The organism is Streptomyces sp. NPDC017246 (genome assembly GCF_044331325.1).
Classification (GTDB): Bacteria; Actinomycetota; Actinomycetes; order Streptomycetales; family Streptomycetaceae; genus Streptomyces.
In genome coordinates, this window is the sequence record NZ_JBIRMW010000021.1 from 105,295 (window position 1) to 129,399 (window position 24,105).

The 24,105-nt window shown below is 69.2% G+C and carries 20 protein-coding genes; 9 read left to right on the forward strand and 11 right to left on the reverse strand.

What is annotated here, in order from left to right:
- Positions 1-38: 38 nt before the first annotated feature.
- Positions 39-407 carry a VOC family protein gene (locus tag ACH4MY_RS34595; RefSeq protein WP_398008271.1) on the reverse strand — a complete coding sequence of 123 codons (369 nt, stop codon included), beginning with the start codon at positions 405-407 and terminating at the stop codon, positions 39-41.
- Positions 408-564: 157 nt separating this feature from the next.
- Complete coding sequence (locus tag ACH4MY_RS34600; RefSeq protein ID WP_398008273.1) at positions 565-1,803, reverse strand: MFS transporter; 1,239 nt, start codon at positions 1,801-1,803, stop codon at positions 565-567.
- Positions 1,804-1,902: 99 nt separating this feature from the next.
- Here ACH4MY_RS34600 and ACH4MY_RS34605 point away from each other — a divergent pair, with 99 nt between their 5' ends.
- The 4 genes from ACH4MY_RS34605 to ACH4MY_RS34620 all read left to right on the forward strand — a co-directional run bounded on the left by ACH4MY_RS34605 (position 1,903) and on the right by ACH4MY_RS34620 (position 8,169).
- Complete coding sequence (locus tag ACH4MY_RS34605; protein ID WP_398008274.1) at positions 1,903-2,988, forward strand: DUF5937 family protein; 1,086 nt, start codon at positions 1,903-1,905, stop codon at positions 2,986-2,988.
- Between the two features lie 833 nt (positions 2,989-3,821).
- Positions 3,822-4,457, forward strand: a complete 636-nt coding sequence (locus ACH4MY_RS34610; protein WP_398008276.1) for a VOC family protein — start codon at positions 3,822-3,824, stop codon at positions 4,455-4,457.
- A gap of 326 nt (positions 4,458-4,783) precedes the next feature.
- Entirely contained in the window at positions 4,784-5,203 is a 420-nt protein-coding gene (locus ACH4MY_RS34615) for an MmcQ/YjbR family DNA-binding protein (protein ID WP_398008278.1), read from the forward strand.
- 413 nt (positions 5,204-5,616) lie between these two features.
- Positions 5,617-8,169: a discoidin domain-containing protein gene (locus tag ACH4MY_RS34620; RefSeq protein ID WP_398008280.1), complete on the forward strand. Its 2,553-nt coding sequence runs from the start codon at positions 5,617-5,619 to the stop codon at positions 8,167-8,169.
- Positions 8,170-8,302: 133 nt separating this feature from the next.
- Here ACH4MY_RS34620 and ACH4MY_RS34625 read toward each other — a convergent pair whose 3' ends face one another.
- Together ACH4MY_RS34625 and ACH4MY_RS34630 are read right to left on the reverse strand one after the other, a co-directional pair.
- Complete coding sequence (locus ACH4MY_RS34625) at positions 8,303-8,698, reverse strand: hypothetical protein (protein WP_398008281.1); 396 nt, start codon at positions 8,696-8,698, stop codon at positions 8,303-8,305.
- Positions 8,699-8,962: 264 nt separating this feature from the next.
- On the reverse strand, positions 8,963-9,373 hold the full coding sequence (locus tag ACH4MY_RS34630; RefSeq protein WP_398008283.1) for a RidA family protein: 411 nt from the start codon (positions 9,371-9,373) through the stop codon (positions 8,963-8,965).
- A gap of 76 nt (positions 9,374-9,449) precedes the next feature.
- Between ACH4MY_RS34630 and ACH4MY_RS34635 the strand changes: the two genes are divergently transcribed.
- Together ACH4MY_RS34635 and ACH4MY_RS34640 are read left to right on the forward strand one after the other, a co-directional pair.
- Positions 9,450-9,821, forward strand: coding sequence for a winged helix-turn-helix transcriptional regulator (locus ACH4MY_RS34635; RefSeq protein ID WP_398008285.1), 372 nt, complete (start codon positions 9,450-9,452; stop codon positions 9,819-9,821).
- A gap of 561 nt (positions 9,822-10,382) precedes the next feature.
- Positions 10,383-11,195 carry a hypothetical protein gene (locus tag ACH4MY_RS34640; protein ID WP_398008287.1) on the forward strand — a complete coding sequence of 271 codons (813 nt, stop codon included), beginning with the start codon at positions 10,383-10,385 and terminating at the stop codon, positions 11,193-11,195.
- Positions 11,196-11,618: 423 nt separating this feature from the next.
- On the opposite strand, the gene ACH4MY_RS34645 is transcribed toward ACH4MY_RS34640, so the two are convergent.
- From ACH4MY_RS34645 to ACH4MY_RS34655, 3 genes are all read right to left on the reverse strand, one after another.
- Positions 11,619-12,224: a dihydrofolate reductase family protein gene (locus ACH4MY_RS34645; protein WP_398008288.1), complete on the reverse strand. Its 606-nt coding sequence runs from the start codon at positions 12,222-12,224 to the stop codon at positions 11,619-11,621.
- Positions 12,225-12,450: 226 nt separating this feature from the next.
- Positions 12,451-12,639, reverse strand: a complete 189-nt coding sequence (locus tag ACH4MY_RS34650; RefSeq protein WP_398008290.1) for a hypothetical protein — start codon at positions 12,637-12,639, stop codon at positions 12,451-12,453.
- 116 nt (positions 12,640-12,755) lie between these two features.
- Positions 12,756-13,217: a hypothetical protein gene (locus tag ACH4MY_RS34655; RefSeq protein WP_398008292.1), complete on the reverse strand. Its 462-nt coding sequence runs from the start codon at positions 13,215-13,217 to the stop codon at positions 12,756-12,758.
- A gap of 389 nt (positions 13,218-13,606) precedes the next feature.
- On the opposite strand from ACH4MY_RS34655, the gene ACH4MY_RS34660 reads away from it, so the two are divergent.
- The 3 genes from ACH4MY_RS34660 (at position 13,607) to ACH4MY_RS34670 (ending at position 18,670) form a co-directional block, all read left to right on the forward strand.
- A complete protein-coding gene (locus ACH4MY_RS34660; protein WP_398008293.1) occupies positions 13,607-14,362 on the forward strand; it encodes a hypothetical protein in 756 nt (251 codons plus the stop codon).
- A 720-nt stretch (positions 14,363-15,082) separates the two neighbouring features.
- On the forward strand, positions 15,083-16,180 hold the full coding sequence (locus ACH4MY_RS34665) for a hypothetical protein (protein ID WP_398008295.1): 1,098 nt from the start codon (positions 15,083-15,085) through the stop codon (positions 16,178-16,180).
- Positions 16,181-16,528: 348 nt separating this feature from the next.
- Positions 16,529-18,670 carry a hypothetical protein gene (locus tag ACH4MY_RS34670; protein ID WP_398008297.1) on the forward strand — a complete coding sequence of 714 codons (2,142 nt, stop codon included), beginning with the start codon at positions 16,529-16,531 and terminating at the stop codon, positions 18,668-18,670.
- 59 nt (positions 18,671-18,729) lie between these two features.
- Here the strand turns inward: ACH4MY_RS34670 and ACH4MY_RS34675 are convergent, their stop codons facing one another.
- From ACH4MY_RS34675 to ACH4MY_RS34690, 4 genes are all read right to left on the reverse strand, one after another.
- Entirely contained in the window at positions 18,730-19,860 is a 1,131-nt protein-coding gene (locus ACH4MY_RS34675) for an AAA family ATPase (protein WP_398008298.1), read from the reverse strand.
- Positions 19,857-22,163, reverse strand: coding sequence for a transposase (locus ACH4MY_RS34680; protein WP_398008300.1), 2,307 nt, complete (start codon positions 22,161-22,163; stop codon positions 19,857-19,859). The genes ACH4MY_RS34675 and ACH4MY_RS34680 overlap by 4 nt, the downstream gene beginning before the upstream one ends.
- The gene (locus ACH4MY_RS34685) at positions 22,160-22,864 is read right to left on the reverse strand and encodes a TnsA-like heteromeric transposase endonuclease subunit (RefSeq protein ID WP_398008302.1); all 705 of its coding nucleotides are present in this window, start codon (positions 22,862-22,864) and stop codon (positions 22,160-22,162) included. Before ACH4MY_RS34685 ends, ACH4MY_RS34680 begins: the two co-directional genes overlap by 4 nt.
- A 174-nt stretch (positions 22,865-23,038) precedes the next feature.
- The gene (locus ACH4MY_RS34690) at positions 23,039-24,064 is read right to left on the reverse strand and encodes a TniQ family protein (protein ID WP_398008303.1); all 1,026 of its coding nucleotides are present in this window, start codon (positions 24,062-24,064) and stop codon (positions 23,039-23,041) included.
- Positions 24,065-24,105: the final 41 nt, after the last annotated feature.

Below are 24,105 nucleotides of genomic sequence, written 5' to 3' on the forward strand. Positions count from 1 at the left end.
AACAAGGGTCAGGCCTGCCCCGCAGAACCGGAGCCGCCTCACTGAGCCGGGATCGGCTGGGTGAGGTTCACCGGGTTGCCGTCGGGGTCCTGGATGTGGGCGACGCGCTGTCCCCACGGCATGTCGTTGGGGCCGCCGCGGACCGAGCCGCCCAGCGCCGTCACCCGGCCGAGCGTCTCGCCGACGTCGTCGACACCGATGCTGAGCAGGATCCGCGGCGCCGCCCCGGTCCCCGGGTCCGCCTTGGCCACCAGCCCGAGGTCGGTGTCGCCGATCCGCAAGCCGATGTAGAAGGCCGGGCCTTCCGCCGGTACCCGGAAGATCTCCTCGGCGCCGAACACATTCGTATAGAAGCCGACCAGGACGTCCTGGTCGGCAGTGATGATCACTGGCTGGATGGTGGACATGGCACTCCTGCCGAGAACGGTCGTGTCGCCGAGTAGACCGTTCGCGGCCGGTGAACTCATCGGCAAAACCACCCCGCCTGACCCCCTACACCCTGGACTGCCGCCCCCGACCAGCACGAGCACCCCGAAACGGGGTCACGCCACCCCCGCTGACCAGCTACTTCAAGACGCCGCAGCCACCTTGGTCCTTCTCGGTGCCGACGGCGGAGGCGGACAGAAGCGTCGCGGCGGCGAGGCTGCCCCAGAGGGCGACCGAACCACGGGAGGCGAGAGCGGTCATGACAGCCGGGGAGACGGCGAGGCCGAAGCCCGTGGAGAGCTGGAAGCGGGCGAGGGCGCGTCCCAGGACATGGGCCGGGGCGAGGACGGTGACGAGCGCGGTGGCGCTGCCGGCATAGATGATCTCGCCGATCGTGCAGACCACGGACACCGCGGCGACGGCCGGGGCACTCCAGCCGTGTCCCAGCGAGGTGGCCGCGAGGAAGCCGAGGTAGGACGCGGCGAGCACCACGCCGGCCAGAGCCAGCACCATCCGCCGGGGGAAGCGGGACATCACGACGGTGACCGGAACCTGCAGAGTGACCACCAGCACCGTGTTCGCCACGAAGATGGCCGCCGACCACACCGGGGATGCGTGCAACTGTGTCACCAGGACCAGGGGGAGCGCGATCTCAGGGACGTTGAGGCAGAAGACGTAGACCACGTTGGCGGCCAGCAGCGCGCGCATCCGCGGTGCGGGCCCGCCGCCTCCGCCGCCCCCGTCGTCCCCGTCGCCCTCGGCCGCGACAGCGGCCGGACGCGTGTGCAGGTGAACTGACCAGGCCAAGGCTGCCGCAGCGAGATAGGCGAGCCCGGTGACGGCTGCCAGCGCCTGCAACGCGGTGGCGCCGCCCGCCAGGCATGCGGTGGCGATGAGGGCGCCCACGCCCAGGCCGGCGTTGCGCAGGGCACGCCCTCCCGCGAGAGCGGCATCGCGTACACGGCCGTGGGCGACCGTGGCCACGAGGGCCGCATGGGCGGCCGGCCACGCCTGGTTGCCCATGCCGAGGAAGAGCGCCGCCGCCGCGAAAAGCCAGACCTGCCCTGCCGAGGCGGCCAGCAGCAGCGCCACGCCCAGCACCCGTACCAGCATCGACGCGGCCACCACCGTGCTGCGTGCACCCCGGTCGAGCCAGCGGCCGACCGCGGGCATGCACACCAGACCCACGACGATGCCGGCCGTCATGGCAACGCCGGTGGCCGACGCGGACAGCCTCAGCACCGTCACCCCGTAGAGCAGCAGAAAGGGCCGCAGCAGGCCGGTGCCGAGCGCGTCCACAGCGAGAGCGACGGCATAGCGGGGGCCTCCGGAGGCACCGACGAGGGCGCGCAGCTGGATCTTGGTAGTGGTTGCCATGGCGCCAACGGTGCGGTCGGCCGCCGGGCCCGCCATGCCGGTTGACGGACACCGTCAACCGACGCGGCCGTCGACCGTCCGGCCCTCGATGATGAGGGGATGACGTTGAGGATCGACATCGGCGGCCTGCCGTCCGGACGACTGCGGTTCGCCGCCTCCCCGCTGGCCGAGCTGACCGCGATGCTGCACGTGCTGGCCGAACCCGCGCACCACCCGCAGCTCGCCGGCTGGGCCGCGGACGTCTGGGCCGGGCTGCGGCCGGAACTGGCCGAGCGGCTCAGGGAAGCGGAGTTCCTCTGGCGATCCTCACGAGCCGACTTCCTGGTCCCCGCCCGTCCCCGGCCGACCCTCGCCGAGGAGCTGGACGACGTGGACCGCATCGACAACGAAACCTATGTGACCGCCGCGCTCATCACCACATGCGGCAGCAACCGGGTCCACTTCGGCTCGCCGTCACCGCTCACCGACGCGACCGCACGCGAGCGGGCCCTGGACCTGGCCCAGGCCCGCGGCGCGCTCCAGGAAGCCTTCGCGGAACGGCTGCTCGCGGATCCGGCTGCCGTACGGGCACGGGTGCGTGACACCCTCGAACAGTGCGCCGAGGCCTTCTTCGACGCCGCCTGGACAGGCGCCGCCGTGCAACTCGCCACCGACCTGCGCCTGAAGAACGACCTGCTGAAACGCCAGGGCATCGGGGCGGCACTCGCGTCGGTCTCCAGCGCTGTCACCCTGGCGCCGGACGGCAACCGCATCATCGTGGACAAGCTGCAGGACAACGCGACCGCCGCCCACGCCGGCGGGGTCACCTTCCTCCCCAGCGTCTTCGGCCGCCCGCACCTGGTGGTGGTCCACGCGCCCGGGTGGCAGCCGGTGGTGCAGTACCCCGTCGCCGAGGCCAGCCCATCGGAACCGGTACCGCTGGAAACGGTCACGCTACGGCTGGAGGCACTCGCGCACCCGGTGCGGCTGCGGCTCCTGCGCACCCTGGCCCGCGGCCCGCACACCACCGGTGAGCTGGCCCACGCCTGGGAACTCTCACCCCCGGAGGTCTCCCGCCACCTCGCCGTCCTGCGCCGCGCAGGCCTGCTCACAGCCCGACGGCAGGGCCGATACGTCCGCTACACCCTCAACCTCCCCGATCTGACGGCGCTGGGGGCCGACCTGCTGGCAGCCGTACTGCGCTGAGCAGCTTCGGCCTGCCAGAACACGGGCGACCGCGCCACCTTCGCACCACCGTCCGACCCGGCAGGCGCCGCACAGTACCGGCACGAACGCCGGCTGCCTTCGGGCTGCTCCCGGGCAGCGAACTGGCCGCACCGCCCGACGTCCCTCCTGGCCGCTCCTGGCCGACGCCGACCTCGTCGCCGAGCGCGCCGCCGCCCACCCGCACGCCGAGGACGCCCTGCAACTGGCCGCACGACCCCGATCGCCCGCCCTTCCGGGACATGGCGGGACCCGGCCGTACGACGCCACGCCCGCACCCTGCTGGACGCTGCCGCGACCCGGCCCACTGGTGAATACCCATCGGCAATAGCGAGGTTGAGGGAGGCCCTGGTCAACTCCGGCGCCCTCGAAGCCGCCCAGATCTGAGCCGCCCATACGACACCCGCAGATGCCGCCCGCACCCGCTCACGCCGCCCGCCCGCACCCGCTCACGCCGCCCGCCCGCCGTCGCGACGCTCCCCGCCCGGACCGTCCCCGCCCGACCGCCCCCGGCCGCCCGGGGACGACGTGGCCGCGTCTGGAGCCTGTCTCGTGGGAAGCGCGGTGCGCACGGTGCCGTATACCGGATCGAACCCCTGTGGCGGCAGCGCTCGCCCCGCAGCGGCTGATCGAGCGGGTCGCGGGCCTCGACGAGGCGGCAGCGCCGCTGCCTCGCTTCGACCAGGCATCCCCCCACCCCCCCCGCCGGGATGACGACGATCGGTGCGCCCCACGGCTCAATCCACGGCGGACGCGGCCGGGGCGGCGGGCGTGGCGACGCGATTTGTACGGGGTTGTCGGGTGATGATTGTGCGGTGCAACTTGATCACGTGTCCTATGCGGTGGCCCGCGACAGCTTCGTCTCGACCGTCCAGTGGATCGGATCGGCCCTCGGCGCCGGGTTCGTCGACGGTGGCGTACACCCGCGATTCGGCACCCGCAACTTCATTCTCCCGCTGAGCGGCGGCACCTACATCGAGGTCGTCACCACACTCGACCACCCCGCCGCCGACCGCGCACCCTTCGGCCAGGCGGTCGCGCGCCGCGCCGCCGAGGGCGGCGGCTGGCTCGGCTGGGTGGTCTCCGTCGACGACATCGCCCCGGTCGAGACCCGCCTCGGCCGCACCTCGGCCGAGGGCCACCGCGTCCGCCCCGACGGGTTCGACCTCAGGTGGAAGCAGATCGGCCTGCTGGAACTGCTGGAGGACCCGCAACTGCCCTACTTCCTTCAATGGGCGGTCCCCATCGAGGAGCGCCCAAGCGCCGACCCGCGCACCTCCACCACCATCCACGGGGTCTCCATCGCCGGCGACGCCGCCTCCATCGCCGAATTCCTTGGCGAACCGGCCGACCACCCCCTCGACCAGATCGACGTCACCTGGGTCGAGGACGAGGAACCGGGCCTGGTCTCGGTCGAGTTCGCCACCGCCCACGGGCCGGTCACGATCTGACCGGACGGCCGGGCTCGGTGGGGCTGTGACGCGCACCGTGGTTAAAGCGTTCGCTCGACGGTGACCACCGCGATCGTGTGGGCGCGGCCGGCAACTTCCCGCGCCCGCAAGCCGCCGCCCTGTCGGCCTCTGGAAGATCCGGCACGCGCCACGGCTCGCCAGGCGCCCGGCCGGTCCCACGGCGGCGATCGGTGAGGCGATCCGGGCGGGCACGCAGGACCAGGTGGTGAGGGGACGAGATCAGGCTGCTCGCACCGTATGGCGCACGCGGGACCCCACCAGCCGCTTCTGGCGCGCAGTGCGCGGCGGTCGGTAGTGTCGGCCGAATGTCCAGCCCTGGAGACGTGCCACCGGAGATCCTGAACAGGCTGCGGTCGATCTGCCGGCAGCTGCCCGAGTCCTACGAGGAACCAGCCTGGATCGGTGTGCGCTGGCGGATCCGTACGCGGACGTTCGCCCATGTCTACACGCCGGACGTGGATCGCTCCCCGGTCTACGCCTCGCATGCGACCGCGGGTCAGGAACCGGTCGTGATGACTTTCCGTGTAGATGCCGACGACCTGCTCGGCCTGACCGCCACCGGGTTCCCGTTCCTCCGCGCCGACTGGGGCCACAACGTCGTCGTTGCCGTTCTCGGTGACCACACCGACTGGACCGAGCTCGGCGAACTGATCACCGAAAGCTACCGCGGGATGGCTCCGAAGTTCCTCGCCGCCCGGCTCCCCCTCCTGCCGCCGCCCGGCTGACCGGAAGGACGGCCGGCCGGGGGAGTGGCAGCGAAGACGCCGGCCGGCTGTCAGCGGTGTGGCCCCCCACGGCCCGGTGACGTGCGCGAGCACACCGCATCCGGCCCAACAGCGGCCAGGACGCCTTCGTCCGCAGCCATCTCAACCACGGCGGCCGGAGTGCCGGGAGGCACCGGAGTGCAGGGAGACAGGAGACCGCCTGCGGCGCCGCCCCTCGCACGGGATCGCCAGGGGAGGGAGACCGGGATCGGCGGGGTCGACCACCCGCTTGCCACCGTCCCGGTCAGAGACTCTGGTCACGCCTCCTCGCGCCGTTTCGCTTCGGACAACTCCTCCTTTCCATAGTCGAGTTGCGCTGTTTTGGCCTATGTTCTGAGGGCCCGAAGTGTTCACAGTTCGCCCAGGAGGCCCGATTGCAGCCCAGGCGTGTCAGAACCCTTGCCGGAGCACTGCGCCGCTCCCCTCTTCTCATCGCCCTCGCCCTCGGCTCACTGCTCGTCGGGTTCACCCCCTGGCTCGGAGTGGCGAGCACAGGGCCGGACGGCCGCACGCCCCCGGCACGGCCGACGCCGGGCCCCTTCGAGCAGCAGCCGGCGAAGCAGTCACCTCACCACGGCGTGGCCCCGGCGAACGCCATGGAACCGATGGCTCCCGTGCTCGACCGGACCGGATGGAGCGCCGTCGCGAGCGATGAGGAGACCGTCAAGGAGAACGGCCGCGCGGCCAACGTCCTCGACGGTGACGCCGCCACCCTCTGGCACAGCAAATGGTCCGGGACCGCGGCCCCGCTGCCGCACAGCATCACCGTCGACATGCACCGCACCACGGTGGTCTCGGCGCTCGTCTACCAACCCCGCACCGTCGGGGTCAACGGGCGCATCGGCGAGTACCGCATCAGCGTGAGCACCGACGGCCGGAACTGGGGAAGTCCCGTCGCCACCGGCACCCTCGCCGACGACGGCAGAGCCAAGACCCTCGCATTCGCCCCGCAGGGCGCCCGGTTCATCCGGCTCACCGCCGTCACCGAGGCCGGCCGGCGCGGCCCGTGGACCTCCGCCGCGGAGCTCAACCTGCTCGGCGACCCCGGGACCCCGGCCGCCACGGTCGACCTGCCCCGGACCGGATGGAGCGCCGTCGCGAGCGATGAGGAGACCGTCAAGGAGAACGGCCGCGCGGCCAACGTCCTCGACGGTGACGCCGCCACCCTCTGGCACAGCAAATGGTCCGGGACCGCGGCCCCGCTGCCGCACAGCATCACCGTCGACATGCACCGCACCGCCGCTGTATCCGCCCTCATCTACCAGCCCCGCAAGGTCGGCATCAACGGGCGCGCAGGCACATACACCATCACCACCAGCACCAACGGCACCATCTTCGGGACACCGGTCGCCACCGGCACCTGGCGCGACGACGACACCGTCAAGACCGCCACCTTCACCCGCACCACGAACGCTCGCTACATACGCCTGACCGTAACCGGCGAGGCCGCCAACCGCGGGCCCTGGACCTCGGCCGCCGAGATACGCCTGAGCGGACCCGCAGACCCGGCCACCCACGGATCCTGGGACCGGATCACAGGCTTCCCCCTGGTACCGGTAGCCACCGCCGTCCTGCCCGGCGACAAGCTCCTCGCCTGGTCGGCGTACGCGCTCGACCGCTTCGGCGGCAGCAGCGGCTACACCCAGACCGCCATCCTGGACCTGAAGACCGGCAAAGTCACCCAGCGACGCATCGACAACACCGGACACGACATGTTCTGCCCGGGCACAGCGATGCTCGCCGACGGCCGGATGCTGGTCACCGGCGGCAGCAACGCGGACAAGGCGAGCATCTACGACCCCGCCACCGACTCCTGGTCCAAGACCGGCGGCATGAACATCGCCCGCGGCTACCAGGCCATGACCCTGCTCTCCACCGGCGAAGCCTTCGTCCTCGGCGGATCCTGGAGCGGGACCACGGGCGACAAGTCCGGCGAGGTCTGGTCCCCCGACACCGGCACCTGGCGCAGCCTCCCCGGCGCCCCCGCCACCCCCGCGCTGACAGCAGACCCCCGCGGCCCCTACCGCGCGGACAACCACATGTGGCTGTACGCGACCTCCGGCGCAAAGGTGCTCCAGGCAGGCCCCGGCAAGCAGATGAACTGGATCACGACCGACGGGAACGGCAGCATCACCTCCGCCGGCACCAGAGCCGACAGCCAGGACGCCATGAACGGCAACGCCGTCGCCTACGACATCGGCAAACTGCTCACCCTGGGCGGCTCACCCGCGTACGAGAACACACCCGCCACCCGACGCGCGTACACCGTGAACATCGACGGCGACCAGGTCCAGGCCACGCGCACGGGCGACATGGGCCACGCCCGCGCCTTCGGCAACAGCATCGTCCTGCCCGACGGCAAGGTCGCCGTATTCGGCGGACAGACCCACCCCGAGCCGTTCAGCGACGCCACGTCCGTACTGACCCCCGAACTGTGGAACCCGGCGACCGGGACCTTCACCCCGCTCGCCACCATGGCCATCCCGCGCAACTACCACAGCGTGGCCAACCTGCTGCCCGACGGACGCATCTTCTCCGGCGGCGGCGGCCTCTGCGGAGACTGCGCCACCAACCACTCCGACGGCGCCGTATTCACACCGCCGTACCTGCTCAACACAGACGGCTCACCCAAACCGCGCCCCGCCATCACCGGCGACGTGCCGTCCCGCGCCGCGCCCGGCAGCACGCTCACCGTCGCCACCCAGGGGCCGGTGGCCTCCTTCGTCCTGATGCGGACCGCGGCCGCGACCCACTCCACGGACAACGACCAGCGGCGGATCCCGCTGCTCTCCACCGCCACGGGAACCGACACGTACACGGTGTCCATCCCGCACGACAGGGGAGTGGCCCTCCCGGGCACCTACATGCTCTTCGCCCTCAACACACAGGGGACACCGAGCACCGCCCGGTTCATCACCGTCTCCTGACGACACGAACCCGGCACCCGCCCAGGTGTTGCGGCGGCGCCGGCACCGCGAGCGGCGCACGGGCGGCGCTCCGGCGATGTTCTCCGCGCTGCTTTCCGCACCCGCGGGGGCGCCCGGATTCTCCTGCTGCTGTCTACTCGGGCTGGGTGACGGTCAGAGCCCAGCGGACGGACTGTGATGAGGCGTCGACGCCTACGGAGAAGGAGCCCGCGCGGACTACGCCGGCCGGCAGGGCGACCGAGCCGCGGCCAGGTTCGTCGCCCACACAGTCCATGGTGAAGGCGGCCACCTGGGTTTGCTGGGATTCCATCGTCACGCTGAGGGCGCCGCCGCCGTCACAGGCCACGGTCAGGACCGTGGGCAGGCTTTCCCAAGCGCCGGCCGATACGACGCCCCCGTCCCCCCACTGCTCCTGCACCCACACCAGACCCTCCGGTCCGGGATGCGGCAGCAGGACGTCGCCCGCTGGTGCCGCGAACGCCGCACCCCCGGTGCCCCAGACGAGGAACGCGGCTGCTGCAGAGGTCAATACCGCCCGGATACGTGTCATGTCCTGCCCCCTGTCAATCGCTTACCGTGTGAGGAAGCCTGCCCCCTCGAACACCCGCACGCCTGAGTACGGATACTCAGGCGGAATCCGGACGGAGACGCAGTCTCGGCCATCCACCCGGAGTTGTCTCTGTGCCGGACCTGTCGGCCGGCTCGGTGTTCCGTCCGGGTTCGTATGGCGTTGAGCCACCTCCTCCACCCGGCTGTGACAAGGCGGCAGGGGAGGGCCGGCCCTTGAACGAGGTCAGTCCAGGAGCGCGGTCGCCTCGACCTCGACGAGCACGTCCGGCTCGAAGAGGTACTCGACGCCGATGAGGGAGGCCGGAGGCAGGGGGGTCGGGAGACCGATCTCGCCGGCGACGGCCTCCACACCGGTCATGAAGTCGCCGATCTTCTCCGGGGCCCACCGGGTCACGTAGAACGTCAGGCGCAGCACGTCCGCGAACGTCGCACCTGCGCCTGTGAGTCCGATGGCGGTATTGCGCAATGCCTGGGCGACCTGTCCGGCCAGGTCGCCGGGCGCGACCGGGGTCCCGTCGGCCCGGCGCGCGATCTGGCCGCTGACATGAACGTGCTTCGTCCCGGTACCCACGGCGACGTGATGGTAGGGGACCGGCTGGAGCATGCCTTCTGGGGTGAGGTGCTGAACAGTCATGGGCTTCTCTCTTCCCTCTAGGTATCTTGAAGCTACTTAGGAGAAGAAGGACACTTCAACGAGACCAGGTTTCGCCATGGATACCGCCGACGACGTTCGCATCGAGGCCCCGCACCGCGAACTGCTCGACCAGATCCTCGACAAGTGGTCGCTCAGCGTCCTCAACGAGCTCTGCGAGCGCCCGTGCCGCTTCAACGAACTGCGCCGCGCCATCCCCCAGGTCACGCAGAAATCGCTGACCGCGACCCTCAGGCGCCTCGAACGCAACGGCGTGATCGAGCGCGAGGTCGTCTCCACCCGTCCCGTGGCGGTCAGGTACCGGATCACGCCGCTGGGCAAGACTCTTCGGTATCCCATCGACGTGCTGCTGGCCTGGGCCACGCAGCACATGCCCGTCGTAGAGCGCGCCCGTGAAGACTTCGATGAGCGCGAGGACGCCGGCCGGTGACGCGTTCCTGGCGTCGGGGGACAGCCCCGGGGATCCGTCCGTGACGTGGTTCGACGTGGTCCGACGTGGACACCGACACGGAGCTCCCGCCGGCCGCGGACTTCCAGACGCTCGTCGACCGGCTGACTGCGGCCATGTCCTTCGAGCTCGATGACGCGTACGGCAGCCGGTCGGCGCCATGATCTGGCTCCGGTCGAGCCCGCCGTGTCCAGGACGCTCGTACTCCTGAGGTGCCTGTGGACCTCGCGGGCGACGAACCGCTTGAGGCACCGCATGTATGGCCCCACCGTGGAGGCCGGTCGGCGACGGTCGCGCCCCGGCAAGTCATCACGTTCTCCGGGCTGACCACCGGCAGCCATCCAGCCTTCGTCTTTTGACAGCATCCGCGGCGCCCGGTGGCTCCACACGTGAGAACGGGGGCCGCTTGTACCGGCGGTGGCAGGTGCGTGGAAGCGGGCGGAAGCAGGGGTGCGGTCTTAGCCCCGGGATCCTGTCGGCGTGCCTTGACCAGCGGGTTCTTGTGGCTGAAAGTGGATCTTCTGATCGACTGGGGTGGGAAGCATGACACATGAGGAATACGCCGACCGCTGCGAGGAGCTCTTCGCGGTGGGCGGGTTCGCGGAGGTGCGGAAGGTGGCCGAATCCGGTCTGGGGGAACTCGGACCCGACCCGGTGCTCTACCGGTGGCTCGGCCTCGCCCACGCGGCGGAGGACGAGGACGACCACGATGCCGAGGCGGAGAAGGCTTACAAGACCGGGCTGGCGCAGTGGCCGGACGACCTCGGACTGCTCGTCTCCTACCTGGAGCTGTGCCTGCGGGCCGACGGGTGGACGTATCCCGGGCGCGCCGCTCGGGTGGATCGGCTCAAGGAGCGGATCGCGGAACTGGCGCCCGCGGGGTCGCCCGAGGCGGCACGGGTGGAGGCCGCGCTCGACTGGGCCGGGCGGGGCTACTGGCGGGACGTAAGGGAGAGGACGGCTGCCGCGCGGACCGATCGAGCGGCTCTGACGTCCCACAGCGTCGATGTCGCTGAAGCGCTGGAGCGGGGCGGCCAGGCGCCCGCCCATCCGGAGGACCTGCGGGCCGCCGAGGTCGCGGCCGCGCTGGACCTGCTGGCCGGCCCGTGGCAGGCCCCGCTCCGGCTCATGGTCCGCCACCGGGTGGCCGCGTACGGCACCACATTTGTGCTGGTCTTCGCCACCAACAAGGCACTGGTGCTGAGCGGGACCGTTTCCTTCAGCGTGTGGGGCTGGCTCTGGTTCGCACCCCTCCTGCTGGCCGACTCGAAGCTCAAGCAGGCCCGGCGGCTGGCCCGCCAGCGGGTGATCGCCGCGATGGAGGCCCGGCACGCCGGAGCCGACGCCGCAGGCTAGGAGTTGTCGTCACATACCCCTGCGAACTCTACGTTCGCCGCCGGTTGCACCTCCACCGTCACGAAGGCCCGATAGATGGCCTCACCTGATCACCGAGCGGATGGGGAGGTTCGGCTCGGCGGAAGTTGCCTCCCCACGCCGACGCCCGTCGCGATGCCCGGCCTCGACGGGCATCCAGGTCCTTCAGCTTGTCGCAGGTGTGTGGCAGGAGCGTGTGGAGGATCCTGCCGATCTCCCGGCGTCAGTTGCCGAGTACGGCGTCGTGCAGATCCCAGCCGCGGTCGTCGGCGGACCAGCCGACGATGCCGAGAACAAGCCACGTCCACCCCACGCCGTCCCCACCCAGACATACTCACCCCGGTGGCCGGGCCCGGCCGCACGACTAGCAAGTGGATCTTCGATCCGAATTCGGACGGGGCGTCGTCAGGCAGGGATGCCGAGCGGCGGGTACTCGAGCACGCGGGGCTTGTACTCGACCAGCTGGATGCGGCCGTCGAAGGTACGGTGCTCGATCATTTCAAGGGCGACATCCGGGTAGCCGTCGTAGATGCGTTCTTCCCCTGTGGCCCCGGTGATCACCGGGAACATCACGACCCGGAAGCGGTCGACGAGTCCCGCCCGTAGCAGGGACCGGGACAGGGCGAGGCTGCCGATCGTGCTGAGCAGCCCCGAGCCACTCGACTTCATGGCTCGGACCGCCTCGACGGCGTCGTCCTGGACGAGCGTGGAGTTCGCCCACGCTAGCGGCCCCTCGAGCGAGGAGGAGAACACCACCTTGGAGGCTTGCGTGAGCTCGTCGACGGACGCCTCTTCCTCGGGCCTGAATTCGTCTTGGCCAGTCGGGACCTCGCCTGCGGCGAAGCCCGACATCAGGCGGTAGGTGTTCGCTCCCATCAGATAGGTGGCCTCGGGCTGCTTGCTGAGCCATGCGAGGTACTCCGGGCCCTCAAGGCCCCAGAACCCGGGCCATCCCTCTCCCGATGCGTGGCCGTCGAGGGAGGTGATGAAGTCGACGAGAAGCTCTGACATGGCGGTTTCCTTCCTACGGATGTCACGAGCTTGGACCGGCCGGAAGACACAAACTCGTCGGCCACGCCGTGGAAGCCGCTTCTTCTTCCCGAGTGTCTTGCGCTTCACCGTCCTGTGCCTCCTCCGGCTCCCAGGAGCGCTCCGCGCCCTGCGCTTTCGGGGAGGGGCACCGTTCGCTGACGGCCATTCAGCGTTCGCCGGCACGGGATAGTGACCGTGGCATTGCTCAATGCCAACCGGTGTACCCGTCGGGGTGCCCTCCGCCGCCCTCGCCGTGTGTGAGGCCGTACACGAACAGCCCCAGCACGAGCAGCGCGAGCAGCACCGTCCAGACGGTGCCCGGGAAATCTGTGAGACTCGGGCGCCGTGGGGGAACGTCGCCCTGGCTCTCGGTGCCGCGTTCGTCGTCGCTCATCTCCGACCCCCTCCATCCGTATTCATGGCACTGCGCCACGCGGCCGGCGTCAAGCCTCAGGACGCCCGGGGTGGGTCGGGGCCGGGGTCGCGCCGTTGCGGCGTGTTCGTGGGTCTCTACTGGCCGATCGTTGCCGTCAGCCGGTACGGGTTCGCCCACAGCGGGGACGCACGGCGGGACTCGACGACCAGCTCCCAGACGCCGAAGGCAGGTGCGGAGTAGGTGCGGTTCTTCGGGTCGCAGCCATTGCCGTCGAAGTAGTTGTTGTAGCAGTAGACCGTGCCGGCGGTGGACTTCTCGCCCGAGACGCCGGTCGGCTTGAACGCCCACCAGCGGGTCTGGCTGCCCTCGCCGAGCCCGTCCATCGTCACGGTAGTAAGGCTCTTGGCTCCGGCCGGAACGGCCACTGTGTAGTGGATGGTGTTGATCTCGATCCGCTCCGTGCCGGCTCCTGCCTTTCTGGGCCCGTGTGCTTTGTCCCAGGCGAAGGCGAGTTGCGCCTCGCGGATCTCGTCAAGCCGGTGCGGGGCGAACGTCTGGAGAGCGACCAGCCCGGCCGCGTCGGAATCTTCGGGCATGCACGGACCACCTCACTCCACGAGGCCGCGCCCACGCGCGGTGGCCACGCCCTGGCAGACGCACCTGCCATCGGACCAGGGCGACGGGGACGGCTTCCCGCCATGGCTCCACCCCGCCATCACGGGCGACGAGGTCAGGTCGCGTCGTCCGCGCCGCCGTCCGCGTTCCTGTCCGGAAGGCGCCGATGGCCGTTGCGCAGTGTCGGTGGTCGAGGCGCGTTCCCAACGGCCGACCCGTCCACTCGAACGTCGGGCACCAGGGCTGCGCACCCGCCCCTGTTCCCCACACCCGTGGGGCTGTCGGCGTCCGTCGGGGCCGGTCCGGCCGATGCGTGATCGTGACAGCCGACCGATACGAACACGCATGCGAGGGTGTCTACGATTCCGGCATGATCACGTTGTCTGTCGACCCCACCTCGCAGAGCTTCGCCGATGGCCAGGCGCTGGGGGCGCTTCTCGTCACCGCGACGGCCATGGCTGTCATCTGGTTTGCTACCCGGACGTGGCGGCGTGGTCTGGTGCCGACTGGTGCGGTGGCAGCCGAGCAAGCCTTCTCGGCTGCCCTGCGCCGGCGCAACATCGTCGTCGGCGTACTGCTCGCCGTTGCCGCCGCGGGTCTGGCGCGGGCGTGTAGCTACGAGGGGCAGCCGCCCACCGCCGAGGCGGCTCCCGTGGCCCAGGAGCGTGTCATCGCCGGCGCTCCGCGCGTCGGCGCGTACCGGCTGCTTACTGGCGAGGAGGCAGCCGAGTACGAGCGAGTGATGACGTCCAGGAGGACGCCGTCGGGCAAGCGCTGGTTCTACGACGGTCCCGGCCAGGGGCCGATGGGCGCCATACTCCAGATCAACGCCGTCGAATGGGACGCGGAACTGGCCGAGGAGAAGCGCTCGGACACCATGACGCAGGAGCTGCGCAACTTCTTCGCCGGGGCGAGGGCGAGTGAGGTCACCGCCTTCGAGGCGGGCACCTGGGGCGGCCAGCTGAGCTGCGGCTTCATTGCGCCGAACGCCGGGGGCCGCCCGATCGTGTGCGCCTGGACCGACGGAGGGACCTCGGGCAGCGTGGTGCTGATGGACGAGAGGAGTCTTCCCGGGGCCGCCGGGATCGCCCTGCGGTTCCGCACTGCTTCCGAGAAGCGCACCTGACGCACCGCGCGGCCCTGCGGCCCCGGAGCCCGGCTTCGCACGCCTGTGTCCCGCCCGATGGCCGAGCTCTGTGGCCGGCGGCGCTGGTGAGCGGGCGGCCGTACGCGGTCCGCTTGCATCTCAAATCCCCCTGACCTCATCCGTTGCCGCACCCATGTACTTCACCGACCGTGGCATCGAGGAACGGGGGAAGCGGTGTGAATTCTCGGCGCTCACTAGCTGAAGGGACGTCCTCTGAACTGCTGTTCCGTAACTTGGGCTGGACGGATGTGCGGAGTGGTCCTGCGTGCCCTGACCAGGGACGACATGGGTTGTCTCTGTGATCGGCCGCGAAGTAGACCCCTGTGAACTGCTGTTCCGTCGAATGACATGGATTCTCGTAGATATCGCGAGAATCTCAGTGACTTCTCTTGCTGTTTCCGCAGGTCAGAGGTGCGGGTGAGGATACTCGAGCAACACCACGCGCATGGCCACCCACGCTCGCGCACCGGTCGCCGCAGGGGCTGCGAGACATCCCTTGCCGTGACGGCTGCTGTGTTGCTAGGGGCCATAGCGCCACACGAAGATCACCCTGCTTAAACCTGATGTGCGCTGGCGCGGACTGCTGACACGATGCACTGGATGACTGCACGGCTACCTGGACTGAAAGTCGTTCGGGGCCAGTGCCGTACTGTCAGGAGGCGACGTACGCTGCCCTTGCTCCTGGGGAAGAGCACACCCATGACAACGACCGTGTCCGGCAATGACGTTGCCCTGGCACTGATCGCGCAGGACATCATGTTCTTGCGCCGCTTCGCCCACAGCGTCACGGCTGCCCCGGAGCAGGCGGTCGTCCCGATCTTCTGCACGCACAACTACATGTGCCTGATCATCCACGAGTCCCACCGCGCGCTCCGCCACGTCAATCCCGACCTTGCGGACGTACTCGCCTACGACTGCACCCCTGCTATCGAGCGCGCTCGGCACTCGGTCAAGCTCTACGACGACAAGTACAAGGGACTGACCGACGTCAGCGCCGACTTCCGGCGCATCATCGATGAGCACCGGCAGGAGTTCCTCAACAAAGCCTGGCTGCCGCTGGCCCGGCCATTGGAGAAGGACCTGGTCCTGTGGCGCTTCCGCGGCAGGCTCGTCGCGACCTCACACACGGCGAGCTTCTTCCTCGCCCTCCCGCCGCAGTCCTTCCAGAACCTTGACGTACTCGGCCCCGAAGTCCGGGCCATCGCCGTGGAACAGGGCAGCTACATCGCCGCAGCAGCCAACGGACTGCCCTGGGAGGGGCGGTCCTTCCTCGACACCGTGCAGAAGACGGATCTGACAGAGAAGGAAGTACGTGCTGAAAAGCACTACCAGCGCAGCTTCGACCCCGTCCTCACTGAGGAAGTCAAGGCATCCCTGACGGCCATGACCTGTGCGCTGAACACCGTCGACTTGCTCCTCGCCAACGACACTGGGTACTCCTCAGCGTTCAGTGTGTGGAAGCTGCGCTACATCGTGCTCCACCACGTGCTCTCCAGCCTCCGAAAGCTCGACGAGCAGCATGGGGCCGAGCTCCGCCTACCGGACCGAGCACTGCTGAAGGAGATCCTCAACGCGCCGACAAGCATCCTGATCCTGCAGGCTCACGGAGGCTTCAGGAACACGCTGATGCACTATCGCCCCGAGCGTCGCGTGGAGGAACAATTGTCCCTCCACGCACCGCTCTACGGGCTCATGGACGCCTACTTCCCCGCAGATGAAGCACGTTCGCTGGGTGACGGGCTCGCGTCCCACACCGTCCGTGTCGCCGACCGCATGCATGCCTGGTCCGGGGGCTGAATGTCGCAGGACTCCGATCCATCGTTTCATCCAGACCTCTGAAGACGCCCTGCCTGGCCAGACTCCCGAGGCCGCTCGGCCGCATGGCGATGCCCCGGGCTGCGATCCGCCCGGATCGGCAGGCCTTGGATGAGAGACACTGGGTGGGTGTCTGAGCAGTCTTTTGCCTTTCTGCCTCTGTCCTACGCGGCCAGGCCGCCCAGGGTGGTCCTGGTGGCGCCCCACGACGATGACACTTGGGTGGCTTGGGCCGCGGCGGGTCTGGCACGGCTGTCCAGGGTGTGGGGGTGCAGCGGCAGCGTGGTCATCCCGTCTGTCGCCGTCACGCACCCGGCTGTGGAGCGTTGCTTGACGCGTTTCAATCCTGATCACGTGCTCGCCTACGTGCCGTCGTGGGCTACGGCCGACGGGGTGTGGCCGGGGACCATCGATGGGCTGATGGCTGGTCGAGCAGCCAAGGCCGGCGGCGAGGCTGCTGTCGAGCAGTTCGAGGAGATGCTGCGTAAGGAACCGTGGAACGCGCCCATCGTTCAGGAGGCCGAGGCAGCAGCCGACGAACTGCGTGAGCTGTGTGGTACGAACAGGCGCGAAGAGCACGTACAGAGCATCCACCTGTTCGATGCCGATGACATGCACGACCTCACGTCTTTGGCTGCAGTCACAAGGGCAGGGGCTATCGGTGTCCCGAGGCGTCTGGTGACGACGGTGGAGGCCCTTGCCTATGCGATGCACGTGGGTATCGGTGAATCCGAAGTGGAAGGCCAGATCACGGCCAGACAGTGGCAGGAGGCCGCCGCCCGCGGCAATGAGTCGCCTCTGCTCTCGCAGCTGCATCCAGGTGCACTTGAGGATTCTTGTCCCGCCCGCTCACATGAGGCGGCGCTGTGCGTCTCGGTCTCAAGAGCGTTCCAGCGACGGGAGCCCGTTGTCGTTCTGGGGGACCGGCCGGAGGACTTTGCCCTTGCTGAAGTGCTGCGCCAGATCCGTGGCGTGGTGACGTGGATTCCGTGGGATGAGCCTGGCCTGAACGATATGTGGTTGTTCTCGCCGCGTAAGCGCGTGCTGGTGACGAGCGCGTCGCTGACCGTTGACGAGACTCGGCAGCAGATCGAGGAGAGGTGGCAGAAGCGCTCCTTCGGGTTGATTCAACCGGAGGAGGAAGAACGTCCCTTCGAAGCAGTGCACCCTGACGCCATCGACATCGACCACCCCTTGATGGTGGTCCTGAAGGACAGCTGGGACCAACCGCGTTCACTACCCGTCACCAGGGAACCTGATGGCACCCTTCAGGCATCTCTCTCGTTGGCCGTGGAAGTCCCGAACGGTCTGGATCCCGACAGGCACCGCTGGCAGGTCACCCTCACCGCCCCCAGCCACCCCGTGCCGCCCCTTCCTGTACTGGGTTCGCACGCCGTGATTGCCGCAGGGCAGAACCCGTGGGAGACCTTTGTTCGAGCTGCGGACGGGGGAGTCACCTACTGGTCGCACCGTTTCGACTTTGTCCCCAGCGGGGCTTCCCTGGCGGGTTCCCTCGCCTCCCCACGGCTGGCTTGGCCGGGTATCAAGAGCACGCTGAAGGTCGCCGCATCCGCCCAAGGTGCAGACGTCCGCCCGAGTCCAGCAGGGAAGCGGGCGGCCATCACCGAACGCCTCCTTGGTTCCAGGACAGCGCTGGAAGATCTTGCTGCTAGCCCTGGGTGGGCCCTGCTGCGCATGTTCATGTCTCCAGCCGTCCCCGGGGGCTGCCCGGTGGGAAGCTGGTGGAAGCTCAAGTCGGCAACGGTGCTGTCCTGGGAGGCCATCGCCGGCCTCGATGACCGTGGATGGGAGCCGACGGCGCGGCGAGAGCAGGTGGATCAGTGGACGTCCCAGGGCGTACTGCGCCGCGGGCTGATCCTGGGCTGCGGTCACTGTCCGATCCTCGAGTTCTATCCTCTGTCGGAGATCAGCCAGAGCTATCTATGCAGGCGCTGCGGGGGGACCAACCAGCTGACATCTGACCGCTGGAGACCTGCGGCACCAGAGCCCCGATGGTTCTACGACCTGCATCCGGCAGTCATGGAACTCGTGGTGAACGACGGGGACGTCCCCCTTCTGGCCACACGGTTCCTCCGCGGCGAGCATTGGGCGCGTCAGGCACTGGTCTGCGAGGAGTTCGAGCTCCTTGTGGACGGCAACCCTTGTGTCGAGATGGACTTCGCGCTCGCCACCGCCCAGGAACTGTGGCTGGGGGAGGCCAAGAAGAATGACTCGCTCGCAAGCACCCACAGAAAGCGGAAGGAGGAGGCTGCCAAGCTTCTTCAGGGGTGCGCCTTGGCCGGAGCGGCCGGCCTGGTCCTGGCCACGGCGCAGGAGCAGTGGGCGCAGACGACTGTGGATGCTGTAAGAGCTGAGGTTCTAGGGCGCCGCAAGGCGGACAAGCCCGTGCCCAAGGTCAGCCTCCTGACAGGTCTTGGGACGTCACCGAAACTGGTCCCTCTCACCCTGTGAAGATCCGCTCTCGACCTTCCTTTCATAGCCGGTAGCTTCACAGTGCGCTGTACCCCACTTCAGTGTCCGCGGCCGATGTGGATGGCGTCGAGTTCGGTGCGGTTGATGTTCTCGGTTCCGGTCAGGATGGCGAGGGTGGCTGCTTGGCTGATCAGCTGGGACAGGGCGAGGAAGTATCCGCCGGTGCGGTTGTGGAGGTACTCGTGGTGCTCGGTCAGGGCATGCTTGGTCAGGTTGTGCAGGCTGAGGTGCTTCTCGTACCCGGCCAGGACCTGTAGCCATGTTTCTTTGTCCTGGGCGTTGAACGGGATCGGGTCGAGCCAGGTGATGGGCAGCAAAGAATGTGCCTGGTCCTTCTGTTGCGCGTCTTGCTGGACGGGGCTGTGGGTGGCACGGCGTGTGAGGTGTCTCTGTACGACGACTTGGTGCCGATCGGCGATCGCGCGGGCTTCGTAGACGATGTCGCTGGCGCCGGTGCCGCAGAAGATCGTGGTGATCCCGAGCCGGTTGCGCAGGTAGTCGAAGTAGTGCAGGACCGGGGCGAGCTGGTGGGGCTGGACGCGCTGGATGTCATCGACGAGCAGCAGCCGGGTGAGGGCGTTCTCCAGGACGTAGTTGACCGGCACTGACAGGTCGGGATAGCTGCGCCAGCGCAGGAGGTCGTTCTCGTTGAGGGGCTCGGGGTTGAGACCGAGGAAGCAGGCGATCTCCCACACCCAGTTGACCTTGCTGTCGGTGTCGGCCGGCGCCAGGATGTGAACGACCGGGATCTGCGTGCCCAGCTCGCCTCCGGTACGGTCCTCGATGTCGCGCTGGACCGTGCGGCCGATAGCCCGCAGCAGCAGGGACTTGCCCGTGCCGCTCATTCCGTCGATCACCCGGTCCAGGATCCCCTCCCGCCGGTCACCGTTGACCATCACGGCCCGGAACGATGCCATCAAGACCTCGTCGTAGCCCTGGTGGGACACCAGCTTCAGGTGGGCGTGGTAGGCCAGGCGGGGGTCGCTGAGGCGTTCATCCTCCGTCGCCAGCGGGGGATGGTCGGCCAGGCCGGGCTGGGCGATGTCTTCGCGCGTGAAGCTGTTCCACCCCTGGCGGCGGTAGATCCATTCCGGGCGCATCGGCGCCAGCTGCGCCCGTTGCAGGGCCCGTTCCTCCTGCTGTTTCTGGAGCGCCGTGGTCGCCTTCACATCTCTCCTTCAACGGTTTCGGTGCTTCCTGGCAGGCCCAGGTCGAATGCGGGGTCCGGGGCCTCACCGAGGTCGTCGTCAGGCGCGGTGTCCGCGAACAGGGCAGCCAGCCCGTCCCGGTCAGACGGCGTGGAGACGGCGCCGACCGGTTGGGCGGTCGGTCGCGCCGGGATCGGCAGGGATTCGTACGGAGTGATCGAGTCCAGATCGATCTCACCGATGCCGGCGTACGGGTTGGCCGCAGGTTCGTCGACGTCCAGCTCGGGGCCCTGGAAGGGGATCCACGGCCCGGTTCGGGTATGGCGCGGGGGAGCGGTGCGGGTGCGGCGGCGGCGTTCCTTCACGGCGAGGGCGACCTGAGCCTGGTGTTCCTTGCGCCCGCCGTCGGCCAGGACCGCGGCGGTGGCCTCCTCCCAGTGATCCACGGTCCAGTGGACGTCGGTGAGCAGCCGCCGGTGGATGAAGTCCGCCTTGATCCACCGTCCCGGGCCGCGGTGGTCGTACAGCCAGGCGACATCGGGGCGGTAGGGGTTGAAGCGTGCTTCCCACCGGCCGCCTTTGCCCGGGCCGGCCAGCCCGGAGTGCAGCCCGGCCATGAGCCTCAGCTCACCGGCCTCGTTCTGGTAGGTGCGGTTTTCGATGTCGAATCCCTTGTCGGTGACCGTCACCCAGGCCGGCAGCAGCAGCTTCCGGTTGTCCTGCGGTGACAGCGGCCTGGGCCGGTACCCGGCGCCGGGAACAGTCGCCGCGTACATCTCGTTCGGGGACAGTGTCAGGCCTGGCAGCTCCGGGTGCTGCAGTCCTTCGTGGGGCAGTTGCTGGTATTCCAGGGCCACCCACTCGTGCGCCATGTGCTGGACCTCGTTGATGGTCCACAGCGGCTGGCGTTCGATGCCCCGCCCGCGTACCGCGTGGCTGCGGCCGGTCCAGCCGGCGACGTGCTGGCTGAAGGAATCGGCGAACGAGGAGAAGACCCGCTCGACGATCGGCTTGTCGTCGGGCTGCTCTTTGCGCGCGTAGAGGAGGGTGATGCCGAGGAAGTTGCAGACGTCCTCGAAGTGCTGACTCAGATACTGACTGCCCTGGTCGACGATGATCGTCCTCGGGTGGATCACGGGACGGGCCGCGGCGGCCTCGGTGAAGCGGGGGTCCGCCTCACGCAGCTTGATGAACGGCAGCGCCGAGGCACTGGCCGCGGTCAGCGGGTCCCAGCCGGGCAGCGTCGGCATGGGCGCGTATGCCTGGGCGAGCAGGAGGACCAGGTCGAACGTTCGTGTCGCCCGGCCGCCGACCCGCTGCCCGGGTCTTCCCTCGCCCGTGACGACGGGCACGATCATCAGCGCGACGATGCTGCGGGTCGCGACATCGATCAGGATCGTCATCTCCGCCGACACGACCTCCCCGTGGTCACCCAGGACCTTGATCCGCAGCGGAGTGGTGTCGATCTGCATGATCTGCCCGGGCCGCACCGCGTACGACGGGGTGTAGGGCTTCTTGGGCTTGCTCGCCTGGGAGGCCCGCTGCCGGGTCGTGCCGAGCAGGATGGCCGACAGGCCGAGCTCGTGCATCCGCTTGTAGAACGTCGAGCGTGGCAGCCGCAGCCGCTTCGCCTCCTGCGGATCCTCGAGCTCTTTCGCGTACCGGGTCTCGACGCGTTCCTCGACCAGATCAAATGCCCGCCCGATCCTCCCGCCCGACTGGCGCGCCAGGATCGCGGTCACCTCCTGCATGATCTCCAGCAGACGCGGGTCGGTCCTCCCTCCCGGCGAGGGCGCCCGCCCCTTGCGCCCGTCGATGATGAGGACCAGCGGGTTCTCATCCGCCTGCTTCCACCGGCGCCGCTTGTCGTCCAGCGTGCGCCAGCTGATGCTGATGTCCAGCTCGTCGAGCTCAGCAGCCTTGCGTTTCAGCCGCTGCTCCATCGTGGTGGCCGCCGGGTCGTACCCCGCCCGTGGAACGCGCCGACCGGGCCGGATCCCGGTCTCGACCTCCTTCATGTGCCGGTGCCACATCAGCGCCCGCTTGCGGTCCTCCTTGCCGACGACCAGCAGCAGTCTTCCCAGGGGCGGCAGCCTGGTCCGTTCGACGACATCTCCCGCCTCGTCCAGCAAGGCGAAGTCCGCCGACCCTGCCATCTCCCCGTACAAGGCCTCCACCAGCGCGGCTGGCTCCGGCAGCGGCTGGAGTGTGACATGAGGGCCGGCGAAGGTGATCACGCGGAACTCCCGTCCCTGCCAGCGCACCCGGTCACCCAGACGAACCCGGTCACTGTCGAACCAGCCCCACAACTTGCCCTGAGTCATGCCGCCCCCTCCACGGTCCATACCAGCGGGCCCCGAGGCAGCGGCTGGTCCCAGTCGAACAGCAGCCGCCGCTGCCACATCAGCCCATACACAAGATCAACAGCAGTCAGTTCCGGGACCCCGCACGCACCCACCCCCTCGAACAGAGGCCGCCTGCGCCGAAAAGCATGGAGAACGGCCTGTTCCTGTTCCGGGTCCACCCCGTCTGCGAAGCGGTAGTCTGCGAGCCACATCAGGTTCTCCAACTGGGTACCCCGCTGGACGGAACGCATCTGAACCTGCCAGCCCGCGGCCTGTGCGACCTCATCGAGCGCCGCCAGACGCTCCTGCCACTGCGGCCCGATCCCACGCGGCGGCCGCACGACCACGACACACCGAGAACCGTCCCGCATCCTTGCGACGAAATCCGGCCGCCACCGGTACCGAGCCCGCCCCGACTCCCAGTGCAGCTCCACCGGCTCCCCACTGAAGCGGACAACCTCCGAGTCGAAGTCCAGCTCCACCGCCACCCGCAGCCGGCGCAGCGACCCGCACACCACCTTCGACCGCAACGACGACGGCCATGCCGTGATCTTTCCCTGCCGGCCGTGATATGCCACCGGATCCGTCGGCGGCTGTCTCTCCTCGAGCGCCACACCGGCCAGGGCTGCCGCCGACGACGCTGTCAGCTCACCCCACTCATCAAGATGCCAGCCACTCACACTCCGCATGCCCTCTTCACCCCGCCCCGCTCCGCACGGCCACCACACGTGCTGTATCCGAGCCCTGTCTCATCCCATGCGACCGGGTACGCTCCCGCGGGCCGTGGCGGCCCGGCACGAGGACCGGTATGGCAAGGAGTGGGGGAGTGCCTGCAGCCGGCTGCCAAGGCCGGGTCAGGACAGGCACGAGCGCTGCTCCACAGACCCGGTCGGCGAGGCGAGCCGGCTGTGCCCCGGGGCAAGCGGGAGCCGTCCCCGCCTGGGCCTGGTGGCCGGTTGTGCTTCCGTGTCCGCCGGTACCCGGTGGCGGTGCAGCCAGTCCAGCAGCGGCCCTCTGCCTGCTTGGACGTCCAGCTCCCACGACTCCATCAGCGCCTCGGCCCTGCCGAGCCACCGGCTGCGGGCATCGGTGTCCCGGACGTCCGACTGCTCGAACTCGGCCATCAGCCGCGCGAGGCGTGCCGCCTCCGGATAGATCACCAGCGGCATCGCCCGACTACTGCGGTCCTCCAGCCCGCCCGCCCACGCCCGGTGGACCCAGCGCACCACCATCGGCATCGTCCGCCACCAGTCCGCCGCCACCTGGAAGGCGTCGGCGAACAGCTCCTCACCCGACCTGCCGAACCGCTTCTGCAGCCGGCCACGCTCCAGATGCGCGTCGACGACCTCAGGGAGCTCCTTCAAGGACAGCCCGTCGAGCGGCTCCGTCCTCGAGTCGTCACACCACCGCTCGTGCCGGGCACACACCCGCCAGCTGTCCGACACCAGCCACCAGGCCGGCTCCCTGACCCCGCGGGCCTCCGCACATCTCGTGCAGCAGCGCACGAGATGCCCCTCGGACGGCTGCCAGGGCCACTTCCACACCGCGTCCCCGTCACCCGGCAGCCGGTGACGCGGCGCCAGCCCGGGTAGCGCCCGCTGCAACACGGCCGCCGGTTGGCCGGCCAGCACGGCCAGATACTCAAGCCCCGGCCCGTTCACATACATCTCCGTGCACTGCGGGTACATCGCCACCCGCGCCGCATCACATGACGACGATCCGGTGCCCTGGCCCACACGCTGCAGGAAATCCGCGAGTCCCAGCCCGTTGGCGTGCGCCAGCCGGTTCACGAACGACCCCGTCGACTCCCCGGGCATAGGCCACACCAGAAGCGGAAGAGACTGACGCGGACCGTAGAGCCCCGGCACCTGCAGCACCACGCCGTTCCCCCTCTCCGCCCACCCCGCACGCATGCCTGTGC